Consider the following 21,632-nt stretch of genomic DNA (forward strand, 5'->3'; position numbering starts at 1 on the left):
CGGGGCGCGGACGGCGAGTATGAAACCCTCGAAGAACGCCCATTCCTCGTCCGACATAAGATCTCGTGCCAAGCTGGTCTCCATCGCAGATGCCACCTTGAATCATGCCCTACGCACGAGCGGAATCCCTTTTGTCAACACGACCTAGGCCCGCGCGCCAGGCGCTATTCCCGTGCCCGCAGCACCCGGGCCGGGCGCGCGGCCAGCGGGCGCCAGGCGAAGACGAGCCCCGCGATCAGCGTGGCGAGCGCTCCGCCGAGGACGATGGCCAGAGCCGAGACCGGCTCGAACCGGTAGCTGCCCTCCATCACGAAGCGCATCACCGCCCAGCCGGCGATGCCGCCCGCGAGGATCGCGACCGCTCCCGCTGCCGCGCCCAGCATGGCAGAGCGAAGTGCGAAATAGGCCAGGATCTGGCCCCGGACCGCGCCCACCGTCTTCAGCACCGCGGCCTCGAAGATCCGCGTCCGCTGGCCCGCCGCGGCAGCGCCGATCAGCACGATCACCCCGGTCACCAGCGTGGCCGAGGCGCCATAGGCGATGGCCGCGGCAAGGCCCGCCAGCACCTCGGCCACCCGGTCGATCGCGTCCTTGACCCGGATCGCGGTGATGTTGGGATAGGCCGAGGCCAGATCGCGCAGGATCGCCGCCTCGGCCGAGGGATCGGCATAGATCGTGGCGATATGGGTATGCGGCGCGCCCTGCACGGCGGCCGGGTCCATCGTCATCACGAAGCCGATGCCGGCAGTCGAGAAATCGACCTCGCGAAAGCTTGTGACCGTCGCGGTGATGTCGCGGCCCAGGATGTTCACGGTGATCTCGTCGCCGAGCTTCAGACCGATCTCCTCGGCTTCCTCGCGGGCAAAGCTGATCTGCGGCGGCCCGTCATAATCGGAGGGCCACCAGAGCCCGTCGGTGACCACGGTGTTCTCTGGCGGCTCGGCGGCATAGGTCACGCCCCGGTCGCCCGTGACCACCCAGTGATCGCCCGCGACCTCGCGCGCGGGGCGGCCGTTGATGCGGGTGATGACGCCGCGCATCATCGGCGCGGTCTCGACCCGGCTGACGCCCGGGTCCCGGTTCAGCCGTTGCAGGAAGCCGTCAAGCTGGCCCGGCTGGATGTCGACGACGAAATAGGACGGCGCGCGGTCGGGCAGGTCCTGCTGGATCGCGCTGCGCAGGTTCCAGTCGATCTGCCCGATTGCCGCGAGGATCGAAAGGCCGAGTCCCAGCGACAGCACCACCGATTGGGTCTCGCCCCCCGGGCCGCCGACCGCGCCCATCGCCAGCCGAAGCGCGGTGCGCCCGCGCAAAGCCCGCGCCCGGGCCGCGCGCCGCGCGATCAGGCGCAGCGCCGCCGCCGCCAGCACCAGAAGGCCCAGCGCGCCCAGAATGCCCGCCGCCGCCCAGAGCGCCAGCTTCGGCACCCCCGAGAAGGCGGCCGCCACCCCGATCAGCAAAAGCGCCAGCCCCGTCGTTGCCGCCACATAGCGCGGCCGGGGCCAGGCCCGGACCCGGCCCGAGGCGTCGCGGAACAGCGCCGCCGCCCGCACCTCTTCGGTGCGCGCCAGCGGCCAGAGCGTGAAGAGAAGCGCCGTCAGCACGCCATAGACGGCGGCCTCGGCCAGCGGGCGGGCATGGACGGTGAAATCGGCCGGGACCGGCAGCCGAGGCTCGATCAGCGGCCCCGCCGCCAGCGGCAGCACAGCGCCCAGCACAAGCCCCAGCCCGATGCCCAGCCCGGCCAGCACCCCGATCTGCATCAGATAGGCGGCAAGGATCGTGCAGCCCTCGGCGCCCAGCGTCTTCAGCGTGGCGATGACCTCGGTCTTGCCGTCGATATAGGACCGCACCGCCGCCGAGACGCCGACGCCGCCGACCGCGAGTCCGGCAAGCCCGACAAGCACCAGGAAGGACGCCATGCGGTCGACGAAGCGGGTCATGCCGGGCGCGCCGTTCCGGGCGTCGCGCCAGCGCATGCCCCGGTCGGCAAAGCGCGTCCCGGCCTCGCGCTCCAGCGCCGCGATGTCATGGCCGGGCGGCAGTTTCAGCCGGTACTTGACCTCGTACAGCGTGCCCGGCGCCAGGAGGCCCGAGGGCTCCAGAGCCGCTGTGCGCAGGATCAGCCGCGGCCCCAGCCCGAAGCCGTCGCCCGCCCCGTCGGGTTCGCGCGCCAGCACCGCCGACAGCGTGTAATCGGCGGTTCCCAGCCGGAAGCTGTCGCCCGGCTTCAGCCCCAGCCGGTCGGCCAGCACCCGCTCCATCACCGCGCCATTCCCGGCGATGGCCTGATCCAGCGGCAGCGGCGGGTCGAGCGCGACCGCGCCGTAAAGCGGATAGGCGTCGTCCACCGCCTTGACCTGGGTCAGGCCGCGCTCGGTCTCGCCGTCGCGCACGACCGCCACCATCGAGCGGAAATCGACCACTTCCGACAGCGCGTCCGACACGCCCTCCATCCAGGCGCGTTCCTCGTCCGAGGCAAAGCGGTAGGTCAGCGTCATCTCGGCATCGCCGCCCAGAAGCACCGCGCCCTCGCGCGTCAGCCCGCTCTCGATGCTTTCGCGGACGGACCCGACCGCGGCGATGGCGGCGACCCCCAGCGCAAGACAGGCGAGAAAGACGTAAAACCCGCGCAGCCCGCCCCGCAGCTCGCGACGGGCGATCCGCGCCGCGACCGGCAGGCTCATTCCGCGGCCCTCCGCGCGGTCTGGCCCGCGATCCGTCCGTCGGCCAGCTCGATTACCCGGTCGCAGCGTGCGGCCAGATCGGGGGCATGGGTCACCAGCACCAGCGTCGCGCCATGGCGGTCGCGCAGCCCGAACAGCAGGTCCATGATCGCCGCCCCGTTGGCGCCGTCGAGATTGCCGGTGGGCTCGTCGGCCAGCAGCAGATGCGGGCGCGGCGCGGCGGCGCGGGCCAGCGCCACGCGCTGCTGCTCGCCGCCCGACATCTGGCTGGGGTAATGGTCCATCCTCGCGCCAAGCCCGACCGTGCGCAATTCGTCGGCGGCGCGCTCGAAGGCGTCGCGATGACCGGCCAGTTCCAGCGGCGTCGCCACGTTTTCCAACGCGGTCATGGTCGGGATCAGGTGGAAAGACTGGAAGACCACGCCCATATGTTCCCTGCGGAACCGGGCAAGCTGGTCCTCGTTCATGGCCGTCAGGTCGCGGTCCAGCGCCAGCACGCGGCCCGAGGTCGCCCGTTCGAGCCCGCCCATCAGCATGAGGAGAGACGACTTGCCCGACCCAGACGGACCGACCAGCCCCAGCGTCTCGCCCGGCGTCACGTCGAGCGAGATGCCATGCAGGATCTCGACCGGCCCGGCATTGCCGTCGAGCGTCAAGGTGACGTCGCTGAGCGAAAGAATCGGGTCTGCCATCGAGCGCTGCCTCCGTTGCCTGCCTCTCCTTCGATATGGGGCCGCGCGCCGCACGCTCAAGCTCGCCGCGGCCCTGGTGCTGGCTGGTACAGCCGCCACGGCCCAACCGGTCACCATCGCCGCCTTGGGCGACAGCCTGACCCAGGGCTACGGGTTGCCGCAGGAGGAGGGCTTCGTGCCCCAGCTTGAAGCCTGGCTGAACGCGCAGGGGGCCGAGGTTACGGTGCTGAATGCCGGGGTCTCGGGCGATACCACGGCGGGCGGGCTGTCGCGGATCGGCTGGACGCTGACGCCCGAGGTCGGCGGGCTGATCGTGGCGCTGGGCGGAAACGATCTCTTGCGCGGCATCGACCCGGCCGCCTCGCGCGCCAATCTGGACGCGATCCTGACCCGGGCGGATGCGGCTCACGTGCCGGTCCTGCTGGTCGGGCTCGATGCGCCGGGCAATTACGGCCCCGAGTTCAAGGCGGCTTTCGACGCGATGTATCCCGAACTCGCCAAGGCCCATGACGCGCTTTATTTCCCGAACTTCCTCAAGGGCCTGACCGACCTGCCGGATCGCGGCGCGGCGATGGCGCGCTACATGCAGGCCGATGGCATCCACCCCTCGGCCGAGGGCGTCGCGCGGGTCGTCGAGGCAATGGGGCCAAGCGTTCTGGAACTGGTCGCGCGCGCCAAGGTCGCGGCGGGAGGCTGACCCTGCGACGCCCTCCCGAGGGACCGGCCCGAAGGCCGGGCCCGAGACAGGGATCTTGCGCCGCAAGGCGCGCCTTTGGAACAGGAATGGTGTCCCCATAGTCCGGCGCCAAGGCCCCAAGCCTCTGGTCAAGCCTGCCCGCATGGCGTTAGGTGCTTTCCGACTTACGGAGGCACCCTTGGACCCGATCCCCCACCTTACCGAGCTTCTCGGCCCCGCCCATGTGCTGACCGGCGACGACACCCGGCGCTATGCCCATGACTGGACCGGCAAATACGACAGCGCGCCCCGCGCCGTGCTGCGCCCGGCCGACCGCGACCAGCTGGCCGCCATCGTGACCTTCGCCTCGCAGCACCGGATTCCGGTCGTGCCGGTCGCGGGCAATACCGGGCTTTCGGGTGGCGCCTATGCCGAGGGCGCTCTGATGGTCTCGGTCGAGCGGCTGAACCGGATCCGCGAGATCAATCCGCGCGCCCGGACCGCGACGGTCGAGGCGGGGGTGATCCTGTCGCAGTTGCACGACGCGGCCGCCGCCCAGGACATGGTCTTTCCGCTGACCTTCGGCGCGCGCGGCTCGGCGCGGATCGGCGGGGTGCTGTCGACCAATGCGGGCGGTTCCAACGTGCTGCGTTACGGCACCACCCGGGCGCTTTGCCTCGGGCTCGAGGCGGTGCTGCCCGACGGCCGGGTGATGGATGTGATGAGCCCGCTTTACAAGGACAATACCGGGCTCGACCTCAAGGATCTGATGATCGGGGCCGAGGGCACGCTGGGGATCATCACCGCCGCGGTGGTGCGGCTTTTTCCCAGGCCGCGCGCCTATGCCACGGCGATGGCCGCGGTCGAAAGCCTGCCCGCCGCGCTCGATCTGCTGAACCGGCTGCAGGAGACCACCGGCGGCGCCGTCGAGGCCTTCGAATACATGCCCGGCAACTTCATGCGCCACCTCTTCCGCTGCCGCCCCGAGCTGCGCCCGCCCTTCGCCGAGCCGCACGAGATCAACATCATGGTCGAGATCGGCGCCACCGCGCCCCGCGACGCGACCCCCGGCCCCGATGGCCGCCTGCCGGTCGTGGCGATCCTCGAAGAGGCGCTGGCCGAGGCGATGGAGCGGGGCGAGGTCCTGGACGCGGTCGTCGCCCAGAACGAGGCCCAGCGGGCCGAGATCTGGCAGCGGCGCGAATTGTCGGCCGAAATCTGCTTTTCGCGCCAGCCGGTCATCGACAATGACGTGGCGCTGCCGCTCGATCTGGTGGGGACCTTCCTCGACCGGATGGAGGCGCGGCTGCAGGAGATCGATCCCGGCGCCGAAACGGTCAATGTCGGCCATCTGGGGGACGGCAACCTGCATTACACCGTCTGGCCCGCGACCGACCGCCCCGAGATGAAAGAGATCATCCGCGAGGCCGTCGAGGACGAGGTCGCGGCGCTCAGGGGCAGTTTCTCGGCCGAACACGGGATCGGGCTATCGAAGCTTTCGACCATGACCCGCCGCAAGGATCCGGTCGCGCTGGACGTGATGCGCCGGATCAAGGCCGCGATCGACCCCCAGAACATCATGAACCCCGGCAAGCTGATCCCGCCGGGGCAGGACTGACCGTCCAAGGGACGACCGGCCGGTCCCGGACCGGACGCGCACTCTTGAAAACGGAAACGCCCGGCCGAAAGGCCGGGCGTCTGACGATTGGTCCCTATGGCTGCGGGTCCGATGAGGGGGATCGTCCCGGACGGGATCACTCCCAGTCGAAGAAGCCTTCGCCCGCCTGCTCGCGCAGCTTCTTGCCCAGCGCAAAGCCCATCTCGGCCGCGTCCTCGATGGTCGCGCGATCCTCGCCCGCGATCCGTTCGGACCCGTCGGGGCGCAGGATCTCGCCGCGCAGCCACAGATTGCCGCCTTCGTGCAGCGCAAGCCCGCCAATGGGGGTTTCGCAAGACCCATCGAGGGCGTCGAGGAAGGCGCGTTCGCAAGCCATCATCTCGCCCGTGGCCTTGTCATGCAGCGCCTCGAGCAGATGCGCGGCCTGCGCATCGTCGACGCGCCGCTCGATCCCGATGGCGCCCTGCGCCACGGCCGGCAGCATCTCTTCGGGCTCGATGGTCGATTGCGCGACCTCTTCCAGCCCCAGACGGTTCAGCCCGGCCATGGCCAGGAAGGTTGCCTCGGCCACGCCGTCTTCCAGCTTTTTCAGCCGGGTCTGCACGTTGCCGCGAAATTCGACCACCTTCAGGTCGGGGCGGTAGTTCAGCAGCTGGGCCCGGCGGCGCAGCGACGAGGTGCCGACCACAGCGCCCTCGGCCAGATCCTTCAGCCCCTTGACGCTTTTCGAGATGAAGGCGTCACGGTAATTCTCGCGCGGCAGGAAGGTGTCCAGCACCAGCCCCTCGGGCTGCGCGACCGCCATGTCCTTGGTCGAATGGACCGCGATGTCGATCTGGCCGCCCAGCATGGCGTCCTCGATCTCCTTGGTGAAGAGACCCTTGCCGCCGATCTCCTTCAGCGCCCGGTCCAGCACCCGGTCGGCGATCGTGTTGATGACCACGATCTCGAAGGCATCCTCTGGCAGATCGAACGCTTTCATCAGCCGTTCGCGGGTTTCATGGGCCTGAGCCAGCGCGAGCGGCGAGCCGCGCGTGCCGATCTTGAGGGGTGAAGCGGGGGAAGGAAGTGTGATAGCCATGCGCCAAACCTCTAATCGCGTCACGTCGTCCTGACAACTCGGCCTGTCTTGACATGCTGACGCAAGCAGGGGACGACAGGCCGCACACATAAACGGGGACGACGATGGCGGAAACTAAAAAACTGCTGCGGGCACTTTCCGGAGAGACGATGGACGTGCCCCCGGTCTGGCTGATGCGGCAAGCGGGGCGATATCTGCCCGAATACAGGGCCACCCGGGCCGAAGCGGGCGACTTTCTGTCGCTCTGCTACAACTCGGAACTTGCGGCCGAGGTGACGCTGCAGCCGATCCGCCGCTACGGGTTCGACGCCGCCATCCTGTTCGCCGACATCCTGTTGCTGCCCCAGGCGCTGGGCGCCGAGCTGTGGTTCGAAACGGGCGAAGGCCCGCGCATGTCGACGATCACCGACGCGCAAGGGCTGAAGGCGCTGAAGGGCAAGGACGACATCCACGACCACATGGCGCCGGTCTACGAGACCTGCCGGATCCTGTCGCGCGAGCTGCCGAAGGAAACCACTCTGATCGGCTTCGCGGGCGCCCCCTGGACGGTCGCGACCTACATGATCGCCGGTCGCGGCACCAAGGATCAGGCTCCGGCCCATGCGCTGCGCACGGAGGACGAGGCGACCTTTGCCGCGCTGATCGACCTCTTGACCGACGCCACCATCGAATACCTGTCGAAACAGGTCGAGGCGGGCTGCGAAGTGGTCAAGATCTTCGACAGCTGGGCCGGGTCGCTGAAGGGCGAGGCCTTCGACAAATACGCGATGGAACCCGCGAAACGGATCATCGCCGAGATGAAGGCGCGCCATCCGGGCCTGCCCTGCATCGCCTTCCCGCGCGAGGCGGGCGACAAGTATGTCGGTTTCGCCAAGGCGACCGGCGCCGATTGCGTCGCGCTCGACAATTCGGTCTCGGCCGAATGGGCGGTCGAGAACGTGCAGAAGGACGGCTGCGTCCAGGGCAACATGGACCCGAAACTGATGGTCACCGGCGGTCAGGCGCTGATCGACGAGACCAGGCGCATCAAGGAGGCCTTCTCGAAAGGGCCGCATATCTTCAATCTCGGCCATGGCATCACCCCCGATGCCGATCCCGAGAACGTGACGGTGATGCTCGAGGCCCTGCGCGCCTAAGGCGCACCCTTCGGGACGGAACCCGGCAAACGCCCGCGCGGATCGCTTCGCGCGGGCGTTTTCCCGCCGAGGCCCGCCTTTTGGTCAGGTTGAAGGTGTCCGTTGTGGTCGCTAGCTATAGTTGAATTTGCCCCATGCCTTGACCGGGACCCCATGGCCCAACCGTCCGAACTCTTTGCTGCGTCCGGCTTTCGCGTCAGGGTCGTGGATGCCCTGATCGTGCTGCTGCGCGAGCGCGGAACCGCGCGGTTCACGCTGGGCGAGGTGGCCGAGGCCGCGGGCGTCCCCGAAAGCCGGGTGCGGGCCGCCTTTCCCGACCGGGATGCGCTGGTCTCGGAATTGCGGCGGGTCTGCTACGACCGGCTCGCGGCCCGGCTGACCGCCCGCTATTTCGACCCGGACGGGCACCCGCCCACTCGCCTGCGCGAGGGCGGCCGCGCCCATCTTGAGTTCGCCCGGACGAACCCTGCGCTCTATCGCCTTCTTTATTGCGATCCGGGCGATGGCGGGATCGCCCATATCATCGACGTCATCGTTCCGCCCGACTCGCTCGAGGCGCTGACCGAGGGCGTTCGGCGCTGTCGTGCGTATCGGGGACGGAGCACCGGCAAGGCGCGCGAGCTTGCCTTTCTGCTCTGGACCACGATCCATGGCGTCGCGGTTCTGGCGCTGGATGCCGATGGCCCGAACCGGTCGGGCGGCAAATGGGACCAGGCCGCGCAGACCCTCGACCTACTGATCGACCTGATCTGCGCGTCCGGCGACGACTGAAACCCGGCCATTCTCGCGGGCTCAGGGCCAGCTGGCCAGCGGCGGCATGCTCATCAGCACGGCTTCCGGGTCATGCCCGGTCTCAAGCCCGAAGCGCGTGCCGCGGTCGTAAAGGAGGTTGTATTCGGCATAAAGACCGCGATGCGCCAGCTGTGCTTCGCGGTCGCGCTCGGTCCAGGGGGTGCCTGCGCGCCGTTCGACCAGCGGCAGGAAGGCCGGCAGGAAGGCGCGGCCGACATCCTGGGTGAAGGCGAAATCCGCCGGCCAGTCGCCCGAATTCAGATCGTCGAAGAAGATGCCGCCGACGCCCCGGACCCGGCCGCGATGCGGCACATAGAAATACTCGTCGGCCCAGGCCTTGAAGCGCGGGTAATGGCTGAGGTCGTGGCGGTCGCAATGGGCCTTCAGCACCGCGTGGAAATCCGCCGTATCTTCGTCATGGGGCAGGCAGGGGTTCAGATCGGTGCCGCCGCCGAACCACCAGTCCTGCGGGGTCCAGAACATCCGGGTGTTGAGATGGACGGCGGGCGTGTGCGGATTGCGCATGTGGGCGACGAGGCTCAGCCCCGAGGCCCAGAACCGGGGGTCGTCCTTCATCCCCTCCAGCCCCTTGCGCGCGGCCATCGCCGCCTGTGCCCGCGGGTTCAGCGTACCATAGACGGTCGAGACATTGACGCCCACCTTCTCGAAGATCCGGCCGCCGCGCATCACGCTCATCAGGCCGCCGCCCGCATCCGATCCGTCCTCGGACTGGCGACGGGTCTCGGTCACGTTGAACCGCCCGGGCGGCAGCTCGGCCACCGGGGCCGGGGGCGGGGCCTCTTCCAGCGCCTCGAAGGCGGCCACGATCTCGTCGCGGAGGCGGCGGAACCAGGCCGAAGCCTGCGCCTTTCGGTCGTCGAACATTTCGGTCATCGCGCGGGTCTCCCTGTTTTGTTAACCGGTTATCAGCTTATCTCCGCCCGCGCCACCATGCCGCACGGTTCCGTTGCCGCGCGCCGCGGCGTAGGATGCGCCATCCGACCGGGAGTCCTTCGATGCGTAAGCTTGCCCTCTTGATGCTTCTGCCGCTTGCCGCCTGTGCCACCCCGCGCCAGTCCTGCGAACGGGCGGCGCTTTACGACCTGCGCGTGCTCGACACTCTGATCCGCGAGTCCGAACAGACGATCGCGCGCGGCTATGGCTATCGCCGCGAACCGTATGAACGCACCCGGTTCGATTTCTGCTACGGGTCACGTTTCGGGCGCAGCCCGGCGATGGGGTTCACCTTCTGCGACTATCCCGATGTGGGGATCCGCGAGGTGCCGGTGACGGTCGATCTGGCCGCCGAACGGCGCAACCTCGCCGAGCTGAAGGCCAAGCGGACCGAGGCCGCGCGGCGCGCCGCGCGCGCGCTGTCCGCCTGCGAGGCACGGTATCCGGGCGACGAAAAGGGATAGAGCCGGCGGGCGCGTCAGTGCGCGGGCGCGGCCACCGGGTCGATCAGGGTACGCCCGCCATCGACAGCCAGGATCTGGCCGGTCATGAACTGCGCCGCGTCCGACGACAGGAACTGCACCGTCTCGCTGAGTTCCGAGGCCTTGGCGATGCGCCCCAGAGGCGTGTGGGCGCGGATCTCGTTGCGGTAGTCGGGCTGATCCTTGAGGATGTTCTGCAGGCTCGCCGACATCACCGAGCCGAAGGCCACGCCATTGACCCGGATCCGGTGCGGCGCCAGCGCCACCGCCATAGAGCGGGTCAGCTGTTCCAGCGCCGCGCAGCTGACCGAATAGGCCAGAAGCTCGCCATGGGTACGGGTCGCGGCGATCGACGAGATGTTGACGATGGCACCCGCCTGTCCCTCGGTCTGGCCCGCCTCCTCGGCCTGACGGATCATCCGCCGCGACACGATCTGGCTGAGCCGGAGCGAGGTCATCACGTTCTGTTCCATCATCACGTCGAACCCGTCATTGTCGGGGTCCAGCGGATCGGACAGCACCATCTGGCGGCTGGCATTGACCAGGATGTCGATCCGGTCGAAGGCGTCGATGGTGGCCGACAGCAGGTTGGCGATGGTCAGCCGCTCGCGCAAATCGCCCGCGAAGTAGCGCACCGTGCTTTCGGTTTCGGGATTCTTGCCGCATTCGTCGACCAGCCGGGGCTCGTCCCGGTCGGCGAACATCACATTCGCGCCGCGGTCGCTGAAATGCCGGGCGATGGCCAGTCCCAGCCCGTTGGCCGCGCCGGTGACGATGGCTGTCTTGCCCTGGATGGAGAAGGACATCGAGAAGCCTCCTGATTCGGTTGGTCAGACTATGCGATTTCACCGGGGGCGGCGAGACGGCCGCCGCGCCAGCAAAATCTTGAACCCCGCATCGCCGCCGATTTCATGGGTTTCCGCGAACAGCGCGGTCAGATCCCGTTCATAGGGCAGGTGCCGGTTGGCAACGATCAGCGCCTGTCCATGCGGCGCCAGCAGCCGCGCCGCCGCCGCCAGAAAGGCCCGCCCGAGCCCCGGATCGGCGGCGCGCGAGACATGGAAGGGCGGGTTGGTCAGCACCGTGTCGAAGCCCCTCTCGGCGGTGAAGGCAATGGCGTCGGCCCAGTGGAACCGGGCGCGCGGGTCGGGGACATTCTCGCGCGCGCAGCTCAGCGCCGCGTGGTCGGCTTCGATCAGATGCATCTCGGCGATACCGGGATGCGCGGCCAGCGCCTCGGCGGCGACATAGCCCCAACCCGCGCCCAGATCGGCAACCCGGCCCTTCAGCGGCGTCTGCAGCGCGCCCACCAGAAGCGCCGAGCCGCGATCCACGCCATCGGCCGAGAAGACGCCGGGCAGGGTGCGGTAACGTCCCGCCACCATCTCGCCCGCGCCGGGGCGCCAGGCCTCGAAGTCCGCAGGATCGGCCCGGACCGAGAAGGTCTTGCCATGGGCCTTGGCGAACGGGGCCGAGACCTCGGCGCCGCCCTGGCGCAGCGCCTTCAGCAGGCTGTCGACCCCGTCGGTCTTGGCGCCGTCGACCAGCACCGGCCCGCCGCCGGTCAGCCCCAGCGCCTCGGCCAGCCGGGCCTGGGCCGCGGCCTTGGCGCGCGGCAGCAGGACAAGTGCGGCCGAGAACGCGCCCGAGGGCGCGACCGCGACGTCCCAGCCGCGCGTGGCCCAGGCGGCATGATCGGGGGCGAAGCCCTGCACGATCTGCACCCGCTCCTTGGGCAGGGCCGACAGGTCGGCCGCGGCCGGGGCGTCGAAAACGGCGATCCGCCCCTCGGGCGGCAACGAAACGGCACCGCCTTGCAGCGCCAGGGTCAGTCTGGAAACGGTCATGGACGGGCGGGCCTCGGGCCCTACTCCTTTTCCATCGTGCATTGCAGGGGGTGCTGGTGGCGGCGGGCGAAATCCATCACCTGGGCGACCTTGGTCTCGGCCACCTCGAAGCTGAACACGCCGACCACGGCGACGCCCTTCTTGTGCACGACCAGCATGATCTCGAAGGCATGGGCGTGGCTCATGCCGAAGAAACGCTCCAGCACATGCACGACGAATTCCATCGGCGTGTAGTCGTCGTTCAGCAACAGCACCTTGTAAAGCGGCGGCCGCTGGGTCTTTGGCTTGGTCTTGGTGATGACCCCGGTTTCGCCTTCGGGGTCGCCACTCTTGTCGGCCATCATGCGAAGGTCGTTCGTCACGGGGTCCGGGCTCCGGCGAAGGTGGTGGTGTTCGGTTCAAGTGATCTTATATATGCGAGCGCGCCGGTCTGAAAAGGGCCGGTCTGAAAAGGGCGCAGTGCCGCACGAGGGAACGCGATTGGCCGGACAGCTGACAACCATCGGTTTCGATGCCGACGATACGCTCTGGCAGAACGAACGGTTCTTCCGACTGACCCAGGCGCGATTCGCCGAGTTGCTGGCAGATTTCGCTCCGCCCGAGGCGCTGATGGACCGGCTGCTGGAGGCCGAGCGCCGCAACGTCGGGCATTACGGGTTCGGCATCAAGGGCTTCGTTCTGTCGATGATCGAGACCGCCATCGAGGTCACCGACGAGCGGGTTCCCGCCGCCGTCATCCGCGATCTGCTGGCGGCCGGGCAGGAGATGCTGCGTCACCCGATCGAGCTGATGCCCGAGGCCCGGGAGGCCATTCTGGCACTTGCAGGAACGTATCGCATCCTTCTGATAACAAAGGGAGATCTTCTCGATCAGGAACGCAAGCTGGCGCAGTCGGGGCTGGGCGAGCTGTTCGACGGCGTCGAGATCGTCAGCGACAAGACGGCGCCGCGCTACGGCGCCATCTTCGCCCGCCACGGCGACGGTGCCGAGCGCGCGATGATGGTGGGCAACTCTCTGAAATCGGACGTGATTCCCGCCATCGAGGCGGGCGCCTGGGGGGTCTTCGTGCCGCATGACCTGACCTGGGAACTGGAACATGCCGACCCGCCCCGCGCCCATGCCCGCTTTGCCGAACTGCAACACCTTGGCGAATTGCCGGACCTGATCGCGCGGCTGGGCTGACATGTTGTAGATGTCGCAGGCGTGACCGCGACATGTTGCAATGTCCCAGGATCGGCCCCAATCCCATTGAAACAGAGCTGTTTTCCCTCATTCCGCAACGTGGTAGGGTGCCGCTGAAACAGACCGCCCGGCACGACAATCGGGTGGCGAGAGGCAGTGAAAAGGCAGGTCCCGGTGAGACGAGCGAGTCTGTGCGTTCGGCACGCGCTTCTATTCGCAATCCTTGCATTTGGCATTTCGATCGCCGCGACCGGCCTTCGGGCCGCGCCCTCGGCCTCGTTCGTGGTCGATGCCCGGACCGGCGAGGTGCTGCATGCCGAGAACGCCGATACGAGGCTGCACCCGGCCTCCTTGACCAAGATGATGACGCTGTATCTTGCCTTCGAGGCGATCGAGCATGGCGAGATTTCCCCTGAAACCGTGGTGACCATCTCGGCGCATGCGGCTTCCGAGCCGCCCTCCAAGCTGGGCCTGCGCGCCGGTCAGAAGATCCGCTTCAAGTATCTGATCCGCGCCGCCGCCATCAAATCGGCCAATGACGCGGCCACCGCCATCGGCGAAGCGCTGGAGGGGTCCGAGGCCGCCTTTGCCCGGCGGATGAACCGCACCGCCCGGGCAATGGGCATGAACCGCACCACCTTCCGCAATGCCAACGGGCTGACCGAGGAGGGCCATCTGTCGACCGCGCGCGACCTGACCATTCTCGCGCGGCATGTCGTCTACGACTATCCGGGCTATTACAACATTTTCTCGCGGGTCACCGACGATGCCGGCGGGCGTCAGGTCTACAGCACCAACCGCCGGTTTCTTGGCAGCTATTCCGGCGCCGACGGGATCAAGACCGGCTATACCAATGCGGCGGGCTACAACCTCGTGGGCTCTGCCATCCGTGGTCAGGAACGCATCATCGCCACGGTTCTGGGCGGGCGCAGCACGGCCGCGCGCAATGCCGAGGTCGCCAAGCTCCTGGATCTGGGTTTCCGCAAGGCGCCCAGCCGCGTCGCCCTGCGCAGCCCGCAAAAGCCGCCCTATCTGACCGGAGCCGCCCGCCTTGCGGCCGTGCCGCCGGTCGAGGCCGCGCCATCCGCGTCTGCGCCTGCGGTGATGGCGCGCTCGATGCGGCCTCGGGCCCGGCCCGGCGCCGCTGCCCCGACCGAGGCGCTGATCGCGGCCCTTGCCGCCGATGTCAGCACGTCGGTCAGCGCGGCCAAGGCCGAACTGACCGTTCCCGCGCCCGCCGCGGCGTCCGCGCCAGAGGCGGAGGTCGCGTCAGCATCGGGTGCGGCGGTCCTCGCGGTCTCGATACCGCCCCGGGCCCGGCCGGCCGGTCTGGCCCCCGAAGCCGTGGCGCCGGTGACGCCGGCCCCTGTCGCGGACCCTGTGGCGGTCGCCGCAGCGGTCCCGGCAGCCTCCGAACCCGCGGCCACCGATCTTGCCGCCGTTGCGGCCGCGGCCGCCGCAGCGGCCTCCGCCCCGCCCGCCGCGCCTGATGCGGTCGAACTGGCCCTGGCCGAGGACGAACCCCAGATCGTGTCGCGGATGTCGTCTTCGGGCGGGCGCTACTGGGGGATCAATGTCGGCAACTACAATTCGCGCTATCAGGCCGAGCGCGTGCTGCTGCGCACCGCCCTGCAGGAAATGGGCATTCTCGACAACGCCCTGCGCAAGGTGGTGCAGGGCCGCCGCGGGTTCGAGGCCAATTTCGTCGGCATGACCGAGCTTGAGGCCGACCAGGCCTGTCGCCGCCTGCAATCGCACGGCTCGACCTGCAGCACCTTCGGCCAGCCCCCGTCGTGATCCGCCGATGACCGCCTACGCCCTGCCGCTTCCGCCTGTCCCCGCGCTGCCCATCGCCGCAGACACGGCGCGGTTCCCGGTGCGGCGGATCTTCTGCGTCGGCCGGAACTATGCCGAGCATGCCCGCGAGATGGGCGCGGACGACCGCGAGCCGCCCTTCTTCTTCACCAAGCCCGGCGATGCGCTGGTGACGGACGATGCCGATATCGCCTATCCGCCCGCCACGGCCGATCTGCATCACGAAGCCGAACTGGTGGTCGCCCTGGGCCGGGGCGGCGCCGACATCGCGGCGGCGGCCGCGCTTGACCATGTCTGGGGCTATGCGGCGGGCAACGATCTGACCCGGCGCGACCTGCAGGCCGAGGCCAAGGCCGCGCGCCGTCCCTGGGACATGGCCAAGGGCTTCGACGCCTCGGCGATCTGCGGCGCGCTGCGGCCCGCCGCCCGGATCGGCCATCCCACCCGGGGCCGGATCGCCTGCCATGTCGACGGCGTGCTGCGGCAGGAGGGCGATCTTGGCGACATGATCTGGTCCGTGCCCGAGATCGTCTCGCATCTGTCGCGGCTGGTCGCGCTGGCCCCGGGCGACCTGATCTATACCGGCACCCCGGCGGGCGTGGGCGCGATCGCTTGCGGACAGACCTGTACCGTCGAAATCGAGGGCGTCGGCCGGGTCTCGACCCGCGTCCTCTAGGCCCAACGGGGGGCTCGCGTGCCGCGCGCCGCGCGCGGGCGGCTGCCCCCGGGCGGCAAAAGGGATGGCTCCGACAGGTCCACGCCGCCTTGCGGCATGGCGTCCGCAGGGGTATCGGTCTGACCGAACGCCACGCCGGAGCCGCCGATGACCGATCCCGTCGCCCTCACCGCCGAGCTGATCCGCTGCCGCTCGGTCACGCCCACCGAGGGCGGTGCCCTTGTGCTGCTGGCCGCGCGGCTGTCGGCGGCCGGGTTCGACTGCCGCCGGGTCGACCGGAACGGCACGTCGAACCTCTTCGCCCGCTGGGGCGGGCGGGGGCATGAGAGGACCTTCGGCTTCAACGGCCATACCGATGTGGTGCCCGCGGGCGACACCGCCGCCTGGACCGCCGACCCGTTCGGCGCCGAGATTCGCGAGGGCCAGCTGTGGGGCCGGGGCGCCACCGACATGAAATCGGGCGTCGCGGCCTTCGTGGCTGCCGCCATCGACTTCGTGACCGAGACCCCGCCCGATGGCGCCATCGTGCTGACCCTGACCGGGGACGAGGAGGGCGACGCGACCGATGGCACCATCGCACTGCTGGACTGGATGCAGACCGAGGGCGAGCATATGGCGGTCTGTCTGGTCGGCGAGCCCACCTGCCGCGAGGCCATGGGCGACATGATGAAGATCGGGCGGCGCGGGTCGATGACGGCCTATTTCACCGCGCGGGGTGTGCAGGGGCATTCGGCCTATCCGCAGCGCGCCCGCAACCCGATCCCGGCGCTGGCGCGGCTGGTGCAGCGGCTCGATGCCTACAGCCTCGATCAGGGCACCCGGCATTTCGACCCCTCGACGCTGGCCGTGACCACCTTCGATACCGGCAATCCGGCAACCAATGTCATCCCGGGCCAGTGCCGCGCCACCGTCAACATCCGCTTCAACGAGGCGCACAGCTCGGAGAGCCTCGCCGACTGGATGGCCGCCGAGGCCGCCCGCGTCACCGAAGAGACCGGCATCGAGATCGCGATGGAAATCAAGGTCTCGGGCGAGAGCTTCGTCACGCCCCCTGGCCCGCTTTCGGCGCTGGTGGCCGATGCGGTCGAGGCCGAGACCGGGCGGCGGCCCGAGTTGTCGACCTCGGGCGGCACGTCGGATGCGCGCTTCGTCAAGGACCTGTGCCCGGTGGTCGAATTCGGGCTGGTCGGCAAGACCATGCATCAGGTCGACGAACGGGTCGAGACCGCCCAGATCGACGAGCTGAAGCGGATCTACACGCGCATCCTGAGCGGCTATTTCGGCTGATCTGCCTGGCCCCGGCGCCCGCGCTTTCCGGCTGACGGCGAAAGGGCCGCGTGCTAGGTCTCGGCCATGACCCGCATTCCTTCCAAGACCGAGATCCTCGACTGGATCGCCGCCCATCCCGGCCAGACCAACAAGCGCGACATCGCCAAGGCGTTCGGGCTGAAGGGGGCCGACCGGATCGACCTCAAGCGCCTGCTGAAGGAACTTGAGGACGAGGGTCATCTGGAAAAGCGCAAGCGCACCTACCGCGACCCCGAAAAGCTGCCGCCGGTGACCGTTCTCTCGATCCTCGCGCCCAATGCCGATGGCGATCTTTTTGCCCGGCCGCTGGAATGGCATGGCGAGGGCGCGGCGCCGAAGGTGCTGTTCCTGCCCCGGCAAAGCGACGCCGCGCTTGGCGAGGGGGACCGGATCCTGGCCAAGCTGCAGGAGGTCCGCGCCGAGGATCACCAATACGAGGCGCGGCTGATCCGCAAGATCGGCTCGAACCCGAAACGCATTCTGGGGATCTTCCGCAAGGCCACCGAGGGCGGGCGGATCGTGCCCATCGACAAGGGCGCCGACAAGGAATGGACGGTCGCCGCCAGCCTGACCCATGGCGCGAAGGATGGCGAACTGGTCGAGGCCGAACTGGCGGGGCCGCGCGGCCGGATGGGGCTGCCGAAGGCCCGCATTGTCGAGCGGCTGGGCGATCCGACCGCGCCGAGGGCGGTCAGCCTGATCGCCATCCACCAGCATGGCATTCCCGACGACTTCCCCGACGAGGTGATCGCCGAGGCCGACCGCGCCAAGCCCGCGGGGCTGGGCAACCGCGAGGATCTGCGGGCGCTGCCGCTGGTCACCATCGACCCCGCGGACGCGCGCGACCGCGACGACGCGGTGCTGGCAATACCCGATGACGATCCCGCGAATCCGGGCGGGCATGTCCTTTGGGTCGCCATCGCCGATGTCGCCCATTACGTGACCCCGGGCTCGCGGCTCGACCGCGAGGCGCGGCGGCGGGGCAATTCCACCTATTTCCCCGACCGGGTGGTGCCGATGTTGCCCGACCGGCTGTCGGGCGATCTGTGCTCGCTGCACGAAGGCGTCCCGCGGGCCTGCATCGCGGTCCGGATGACCATCGACGCCGAGGGCCGCAAGATCGCGCACCGCTTCACCCGCGGGCTGATGCAATCGGCCGGGGCCTTCGCCTATGAAGAGGTGCAGTCGGCCGAGGAGGGCAAGCCCTCGGACCGCATCGCGCCGCTGCTCGACGAGGTGATCCACCCGCTTTACGCCGCCTATCGCGCTCTGATCCGGGCGCGCGAGGCGCGCCAGCCGCTCGATCTCGATCTGCCCGAGCGGCGGATCGAGCTGTCCGACGAGGGCAAGGTGGCCTCGGTCAGGTTCCGCGACCGGCTGGACGCGCACCGGCTGATCGAGGAGTTCATGGTGCTGGCTAATGTCGCCGCCGCCGAGGAGCTGACCCGGCTGCAACGCCCGCTGCTGTTCCGCGTCCATGAAGAGCCGAGCCCCGAAAAGCTTGACGCGCTGCGCGAGGTGGCTGGCGCCTCGGGGTTCACACTGGCCAAGGGCCAGGTGCTGCATACGCGCCAGCTGAACGACCTGCTCGATCAGGCGATGGGGACCGAGTTTTCAGAACTCATCAATCTTTCCACCCTGCGCTCGATGACCCAGGCCTATTACTTCCCCGAGAATTTCGGCCATTTCGGTCTGGCACTGAAATCCTATGCGCATTTCACCTCGCCGATCCGGCGCTATGCCGACCTGATCGTGCACCGGGCGCTGATCTCGGCCCATGGCTGGGGCAAGGACGGGCTCGGCCCCGAGGATGTCGACGAACTGGAAGCCACCGCCAAGCATATCAGCGAGACCGAGCGCCGCTCGATGGCGGCCGAGCGCGACACCACCGACCGCTACCTTGCCGCCTATCTGTCGGAACGGGTCGGCAACGAATTCGGCGGCCGGATCTCGGGGATCGCGCGGTTCGGCGTCTTCGTCTCGCTCGACGAGACCGGGGCCGACGGGCTCATTCCGATCCGCGAGCTCGGGAACGAGTATTTCCACCACGACCGCGATGCCCAGACCCTGATGGGGTCCAATAGCGGGCTGGTGATCGGCATCGGCCAGCGGGTGACGGTACGGCTTGCCGAGGCGGTGCCGGTGACCGGCGGGCTGACCTTCGAGCTTCTGTCGATCGAGGACCGGGCGGTGCCGCGCGGGGCCGTGCGCGGGCGGGGCAAGCCGGTGCGGCGCAAGGTGGTCCGCGCCAAGGCAAAATCGGACAAGGTCAAGGGCAAGGTCAAGCGGACCCGGCGCTAGGCGATGCGCGGTCCGGCGCCTGCGGGCGGCCGGGCGAAAGCCGCCCCCGAAACCCCGCTTTGCGGTTGAACGGACCTGCGCTACACTGGCTCAAAGCCTGATAAAAGGTGCGAGCAGATGACCCGACACAGATCCTTGGCCCCCGGCCTCGGGGTTGCCCTTGGGGTTGCCCTTGGCCTGGGCAGTCCCGCCGATGCGGTTCTCGACCGCGCGCCCCGTCCCTTGCCCCGTCCGGAGACGCCGGAAATGAGCCGGAGCCTGCGCCCCGAAACCCGCCCGGACCTGCGGCCCGCCGTCGCCGCCGCCCTGGCCGAGGCGGTCGCGGCCGATACCATCGCCGACGAGGCGCGGGGCTTTCCGGGCTGGATCGCGGGCTTTCGCGGGCGGGCGCTGGCGCAGGGCATTGCGCCGGGCGTCTTCGACCTTGCCTTCGAGGGCGTGACCTTCCAGGCCGACGTGATCCGGCGCGACCGCAACCAGTCGGAATTCGTCAAGCCGATCTGGGACTATCTCGACAGCGCAGTGTCCGAGACCCGGGTGCAGAACGGCCGTGCGGCGCTGGCGCAATACGGCGCGGTGCTGACCCGGATCGAGGCGCGCTATGGCGTCGACAAGGAAATTGTCGCCGCGATCTGGGGCATGGAGACCTCTTACGGCAGCTATCGCGGTTCGGCCCCGATCGTCGATTCGCTGGCGACCTTGGCCTATGACGGCCGCCGCGCCGCGTTCTTCGAGACCCAGCTGGTCGATGCGCTGAAGATCATTCAGGCGGGCGATACCGATGCCCGGCACATGACCGGAAGCTGGGCCGGGGCGATGGGCCATACTCAGTTCATGCCAAGCTCTTACCTCGCGCATGCGGTCGATTTCACCGGCGACGGGCGGCGCGACATCTGGTCGGACGATCCGACCGACGCGCTGGCCTCGACCGCGGCCTATCTGGCGCATTTCGGCTGGACCAGGGGGCAGCCCTGGGGCGTCGAGGTGCAGCTGCCGCGGGGCTTCGATCACCGGCTGGCCGACCGGTCGGTCACGCATCTTCCCTCGGACTGGGCCCGGATGGGGGTACGCGACATGAACGGCCGGGCGGTGCGCGACTATGGCCGCGCGGCGATCCTGCTGCCCGCGGGCGCGCGGGGCACGGCCTTCATGATCTTCGACAATTTCCGGGTGATCGAACGCTACAACCCCGCCGATGCCTATGTGATCGGGGTCGGGCATCTGGCCGACCGGCTGAAGGGCGGCGGGCCGATCCTCGGGGGCTGGCCGCGCGACGATCAGGTGCTGGCCTCGGCCGAACGCAAGGAGTTGCAGGAACGCCTGACCCGCGCCGGATACGACACCAAGGGCGTCGACGGACGGATCGGACCCGACACGGTCTCGGCACTTCGGGCCTATCAAAGCGCGGTCGGGCTGGTCCCCGACGGCTATGCCAGCATGGCGGTGCTGCGGCGGCTGAGATAAGGCCGCCGGGTCCGTTCAGGCGCCGTAGTGGAAGATGTTGCCGCTGTCCTTGTCGACGCGAACGCTTACCTGCGCCTGACGTTTGGCGATCGCGTTGATCTGGGCCAGCGTGGTCACCGCCGGGTTGTTGGCGACCGGGGTTGCGCCGATCTGACTGAAATTTCCCGTGACCCAGGCGGCCTGCCCGGCCTCGGCCGCGGCGGTTCGCGCCGCGTTGATCGCCTCGACGAGCCGTTTGCGATAGTCCCGGCGCCGGTCTTTCTTGGTGCCGGGAGGATAGGCGCCGATCTGCGCGACGGCATTGGCCACTTCCTGCTGGGTCGCGTCGGTCACCGCCGTCACGACGCCGTTTGCCACCGTGAAGCGATCGGCATCGGCACCGGTGGTCGCGGGCGGCAGCAGAGCGGCATTTCCGGGAAAGCTGCCATTGAACGGGCCCGGGGCCTTGGTCGTGTCCTGCAGGGTCACGTTTCCGGCCGTCGTGACACGCCAGGCATTGCCCAGGTCGGCCCAGGCACCAGCCGCAAGGCCGGTCTTGAGGGCGTGCGCATCCATGATGACCGTGTTGGTCTGCGGCGGCGGATTGCGCGCGGCATGGGTGCGGACGGCGGCGAGATTGTCGTGCCCGTTCAGCGCGATGTGATGGCCGAAGAAGCCTATGGTCATATTGGCGGCGTAGCCGCCATTCAGGAATTCGCCGCTGACCGTCTGCCGGCTTTTCAGTTGAAGCGGGGCGGTTGTGCCGCTTTGGGCGGCGCCTTGAGCCTTGGTCTGCAGCGTCCGGAGCGCCCGTGTGGCCGGACTGGCATCGGCGGCGTCCTGCAGGGCCGAGACGGGGCGTGTCGCGGCGGGCGAGGGCGTTTGCCTGACGGCGCGGGAAGGTGCCTTGCGGATCATGGCCAGTCTCCCTCGACGACCGTT

The 21,632-nt window shown here is 69.0% G+C and carries 19 protein-coding genes and 1 pseudogene; 11 read left to right on the forward strand and 9 right to left on the reverse strand.

What is annotated here, in order from left to right:
- From EV657_RS16075 to EV657_RS16085, 3 genes and pseudogenes are all read right to left on the reverse strand, one after another.
- Positions 1–84 (reverse strand): annotated as a pseudogene (locus tag EV657_RS16075) (IS5/IS1182 family transposase); the annotation flags it as partial.
- Positions 85–164: 80 nt separating this feature from the next.
- On the reverse strand, positions 165–2,687 hold the full coding sequence (locus EV657_RS16080; RefSeq protein ID WP_134078862.1) for an ABC transporter permease: 2,523 nt from the start codon (positions 2,685–2,687) through the stop codon (positions 165–167).
- Entirely contained in the window at positions 2,684–3,379 is a 696-nt protein-coding gene (locus tag EV657_RS16085) for an ABC transporter ATP-binding protein (RefSeq protein ID WP_113670951.1), read from the reverse strand. Before EV657_RS16085 ends, EV657_RS16080 begins: the two co-directional genes overlap by 4 nt.
- A gap of 76 nt (positions 3,380–3,455) precedes the next feature.
- Between EV657_RS16085 and EV657_RS16090 the strand changes: the two genes are divergently transcribed.
- Together EV657_RS16090 and EV657_RS16095 are read left to right on the forward strand one after the other, a co-directional pair.
- Positions 3,456–4,076 carry an arylesterase gene (locus EV657_RS16090; protein ID WP_243628185.1) on the forward strand — a complete coding sequence of 207 codons (621 nt, stop codon included), beginning with the start codon at positions 3,456–3,458 and terminating at the stop codon, positions 4,074–4,076.
- Between the two features lie 178 nt (positions 4,077–4,254).
- Positions 4,255–5,673 carry an FAD-binding oxidoreductase gene (locus EV657_RS16095; protein ID WP_243837680.1) on the forward strand — a complete coding sequence of 473 codons (1,419 nt, stop codon included), beginning with the start codon at positions 4,255–4,257 and terminating at the stop codon, positions 5,671–5,673.
- 136 nt (positions 5,674–5,809) lie between these two features.
- Here the strand turns inward: EV657_RS16095 and hemC are convergent, their stop codons facing one another.
- The gene (hemC, locus tag EV657_RS16100; protein ID WP_113670949.1) at positions 5,810–6,754 is read right to left on the reverse strand and encodes a hydroxymethylbilane synthase; all 945 of its coding nucleotides are present in this window, start codon (positions 6,752–6,754) and stop codon (positions 5,810–5,812) included.
- A 104-nt stretch (positions 6,755–6,858) separates the two neighbouring features.
- Between hemC and hemE the strand changes: the two genes are divergently transcribed.
- Both hemE and EV657_RS16110 read left to right on the forward strand, forming a co-directional pair.
- Positions 6,859–7,890 carry a uroporphyrinogen decarboxylase gene (hemE, locus tag EV657_RS16105; protein WP_075784489.1) on the forward strand — a complete coding sequence of 344 codons (1,032 nt, stop codon included), beginning with the start codon at positions 6,859–6,861 and terminating at the stop codon, positions 7,888–7,890.
- Positions 7,891–8,043: 153 nt separating this feature from the next.
- Positions 8,044–8,661, forward strand: a complete 618-nt coding sequence (locus EV657_RS16110; RefSeq protein ID WP_075784488.1) for a TetR/AcrR family transcriptional regulator — start codon at positions 8,044–8,046, stop codon at positions 8,659–8,661.
- 21 nt (positions 8,662–8,682) lie between these two features.
- On the opposite strand, the gene hemF is transcribed toward EV657_RS16110, so the two are convergent.
- On the reverse strand, positions 8,683–9,576 hold the full coding sequence (gene hemF, locus EV657_RS16115) for an oxygen-dependent coproporphyrinogen oxidase (RefSeq protein ID WP_075784487.1): 894 nt from the start codon (positions 9,574–9,576) through the stop codon (positions 8,683–8,685).
- A 122-nt stretch (positions 9,577–9,698) separates the two neighbouring features.
- Here hemF and EV657_RS16120 point away from each other — a divergent pair, with 122 nt between their 5' ends.
- Positions 9,699–10,100, forward strand: a complete 402-nt coding sequence (locus EV657_RS16120; protein WP_075784486.1) for a hypothetical protein — start codon at positions 9,699–9,701, stop codon at positions 10,098–10,100.
- Between the two features lie 14 nt (positions 10,101–10,114).
- On the opposite strand, the gene EV657_RS16125 is transcribed toward EV657_RS16120, so the two are convergent.
- Genes EV657_RS16125 through clpS form a run of 3 tightly spaced genes read right to left on the reverse strand, consistent with a single transcriptional unit; the run spans position 10,115 to position 12,306 of the window.
- Entirely contained in the window at positions 10,115–10,924 is an 810-nt protein-coding gene (locus EV657_RS16125; RefSeq protein ID WP_113670948.1) for an SDR family NAD(P)-dependent oxidoreductase, read from the reverse strand.
- Between the two features lie 39 nt (positions 10,925–10,963).
- On the reverse strand, positions 10,964–11,965 hold the full coding sequence (locus tag EV657_RS16130) for a class I SAM-dependent methyltransferase (RefSeq protein ID WP_134078866.1): 1,002 nt from the start codon (positions 11,963–11,965) through the stop codon (positions 10,964–10,966).
- 20 nt (positions 11,966–11,985) lie between these two features.
- Entirely contained in the window at positions 11,986–12,306 is a 321-nt protein-coding gene (gene clpS / locus EV657_RS16135; RefSeq protein WP_134078919.1) for an ATP-dependent Clp protease adapter ClpS, read from the reverse strand.
- A 139-nt stretch (positions 12,307–12,445) separates the two neighbouring features.
- On the opposite strand from clpS, the gene EV657_RS16140 reads away from it, so the two are divergent.
- The 6 genes from EV657_RS16140 to EV657_RS16165 all read left to right on the forward strand — a co-directional run bounded on the left by EV657_RS16140 (position 12,446) and on the right by EV657_RS16165 (position 20,711).
- Positions 12,446–13,147, forward strand: a complete 702-nt coding sequence (locus EV657_RS16140) for an HAD family hydrolase (RefSeq protein WP_075784483.1) — start codon at positions 12,446–12,448, stop codon at positions 13,145–13,147.
- 174 nt (positions 13,148–13,321) lie between these two features.
- Complete coding sequence (locus EV657_RS16145) at positions 13,322–14,944, forward strand: D-alanyl-D-alanine carboxypeptidase family protein (RefSeq protein ID WP_134078868.1); 1,623 nt, start codon at positions 13,322–13,324, stop codon at positions 14,942–14,944.
- 7 nt (positions 14,945–14,951) lie between these two features.
- Positions 14,952–15,638, forward strand: coding sequence for a fumarylacetoacetate hydrolase family protein (locus EV657_RS16150; protein WP_134078870.1), 687 nt, complete (start codon positions 14,952–14,954; stop codon positions 15,636–15,638).
- Between the two features lie 147 nt (positions 15,639–15,785).
- Entirely contained in the window at positions 15,786–16,925 is a 1,140-nt protein-coding gene (gene dapE / locus EV657_RS16155; protein WP_134078872.1) for a succinyl-diaminopimelate desuccinylase, read from the forward strand.
- A gap of 66 nt (positions 16,926–16,991) precedes the next feature.
- Positions 16,992–19,247, forward strand: a complete 2,256-nt coding sequence (rnr, locus tag EV657_RS16160; protein WP_134078873.1) for a ribonuclease R — start codon at positions 16,992–16,994, stop codon at positions 19,245–19,247.
- Positions 19,248–19,364: 117 nt separating this feature from the next.
- Complete coding sequence (locus tag EV657_RS16165) at positions 19,365–20,711, forward strand: lytic murein transglycosylase (protein ID WP_166673721.1); 1,347 nt, start codon at positions 19,365–19,367, stop codon at positions 20,709–20,711.
- Positions 20,712–20,726: 15 nt separating this feature from the next.
- Here the strand turns inward: EV657_RS16165 and EV657_RS16170 are convergent, their stop codons facing one another.
- Positions 20,727–21,608, reverse strand: coding sequence for a hypothetical protein (locus tag EV657_RS16170; RefSeq protein WP_134078877.1), 882 nt, complete (start codon positions 21,606–21,608; stop codon positions 20,727–20,729).
- Between the last annotated feature and the right edge of the window lie 24 nt (positions 21,609–21,632).

The organism is Rhodovulum visakhapatnamense (assembly GCF_004365965.1).
In the GTDB taxonomy this organism is placed as follows: Bacteria; Pseudomonadota; Alphaproteobacteria; order Rhodobacterales; family Rhodobacteraceae; genus Rhodovulum; species Rhodovulum visakhapatnamense.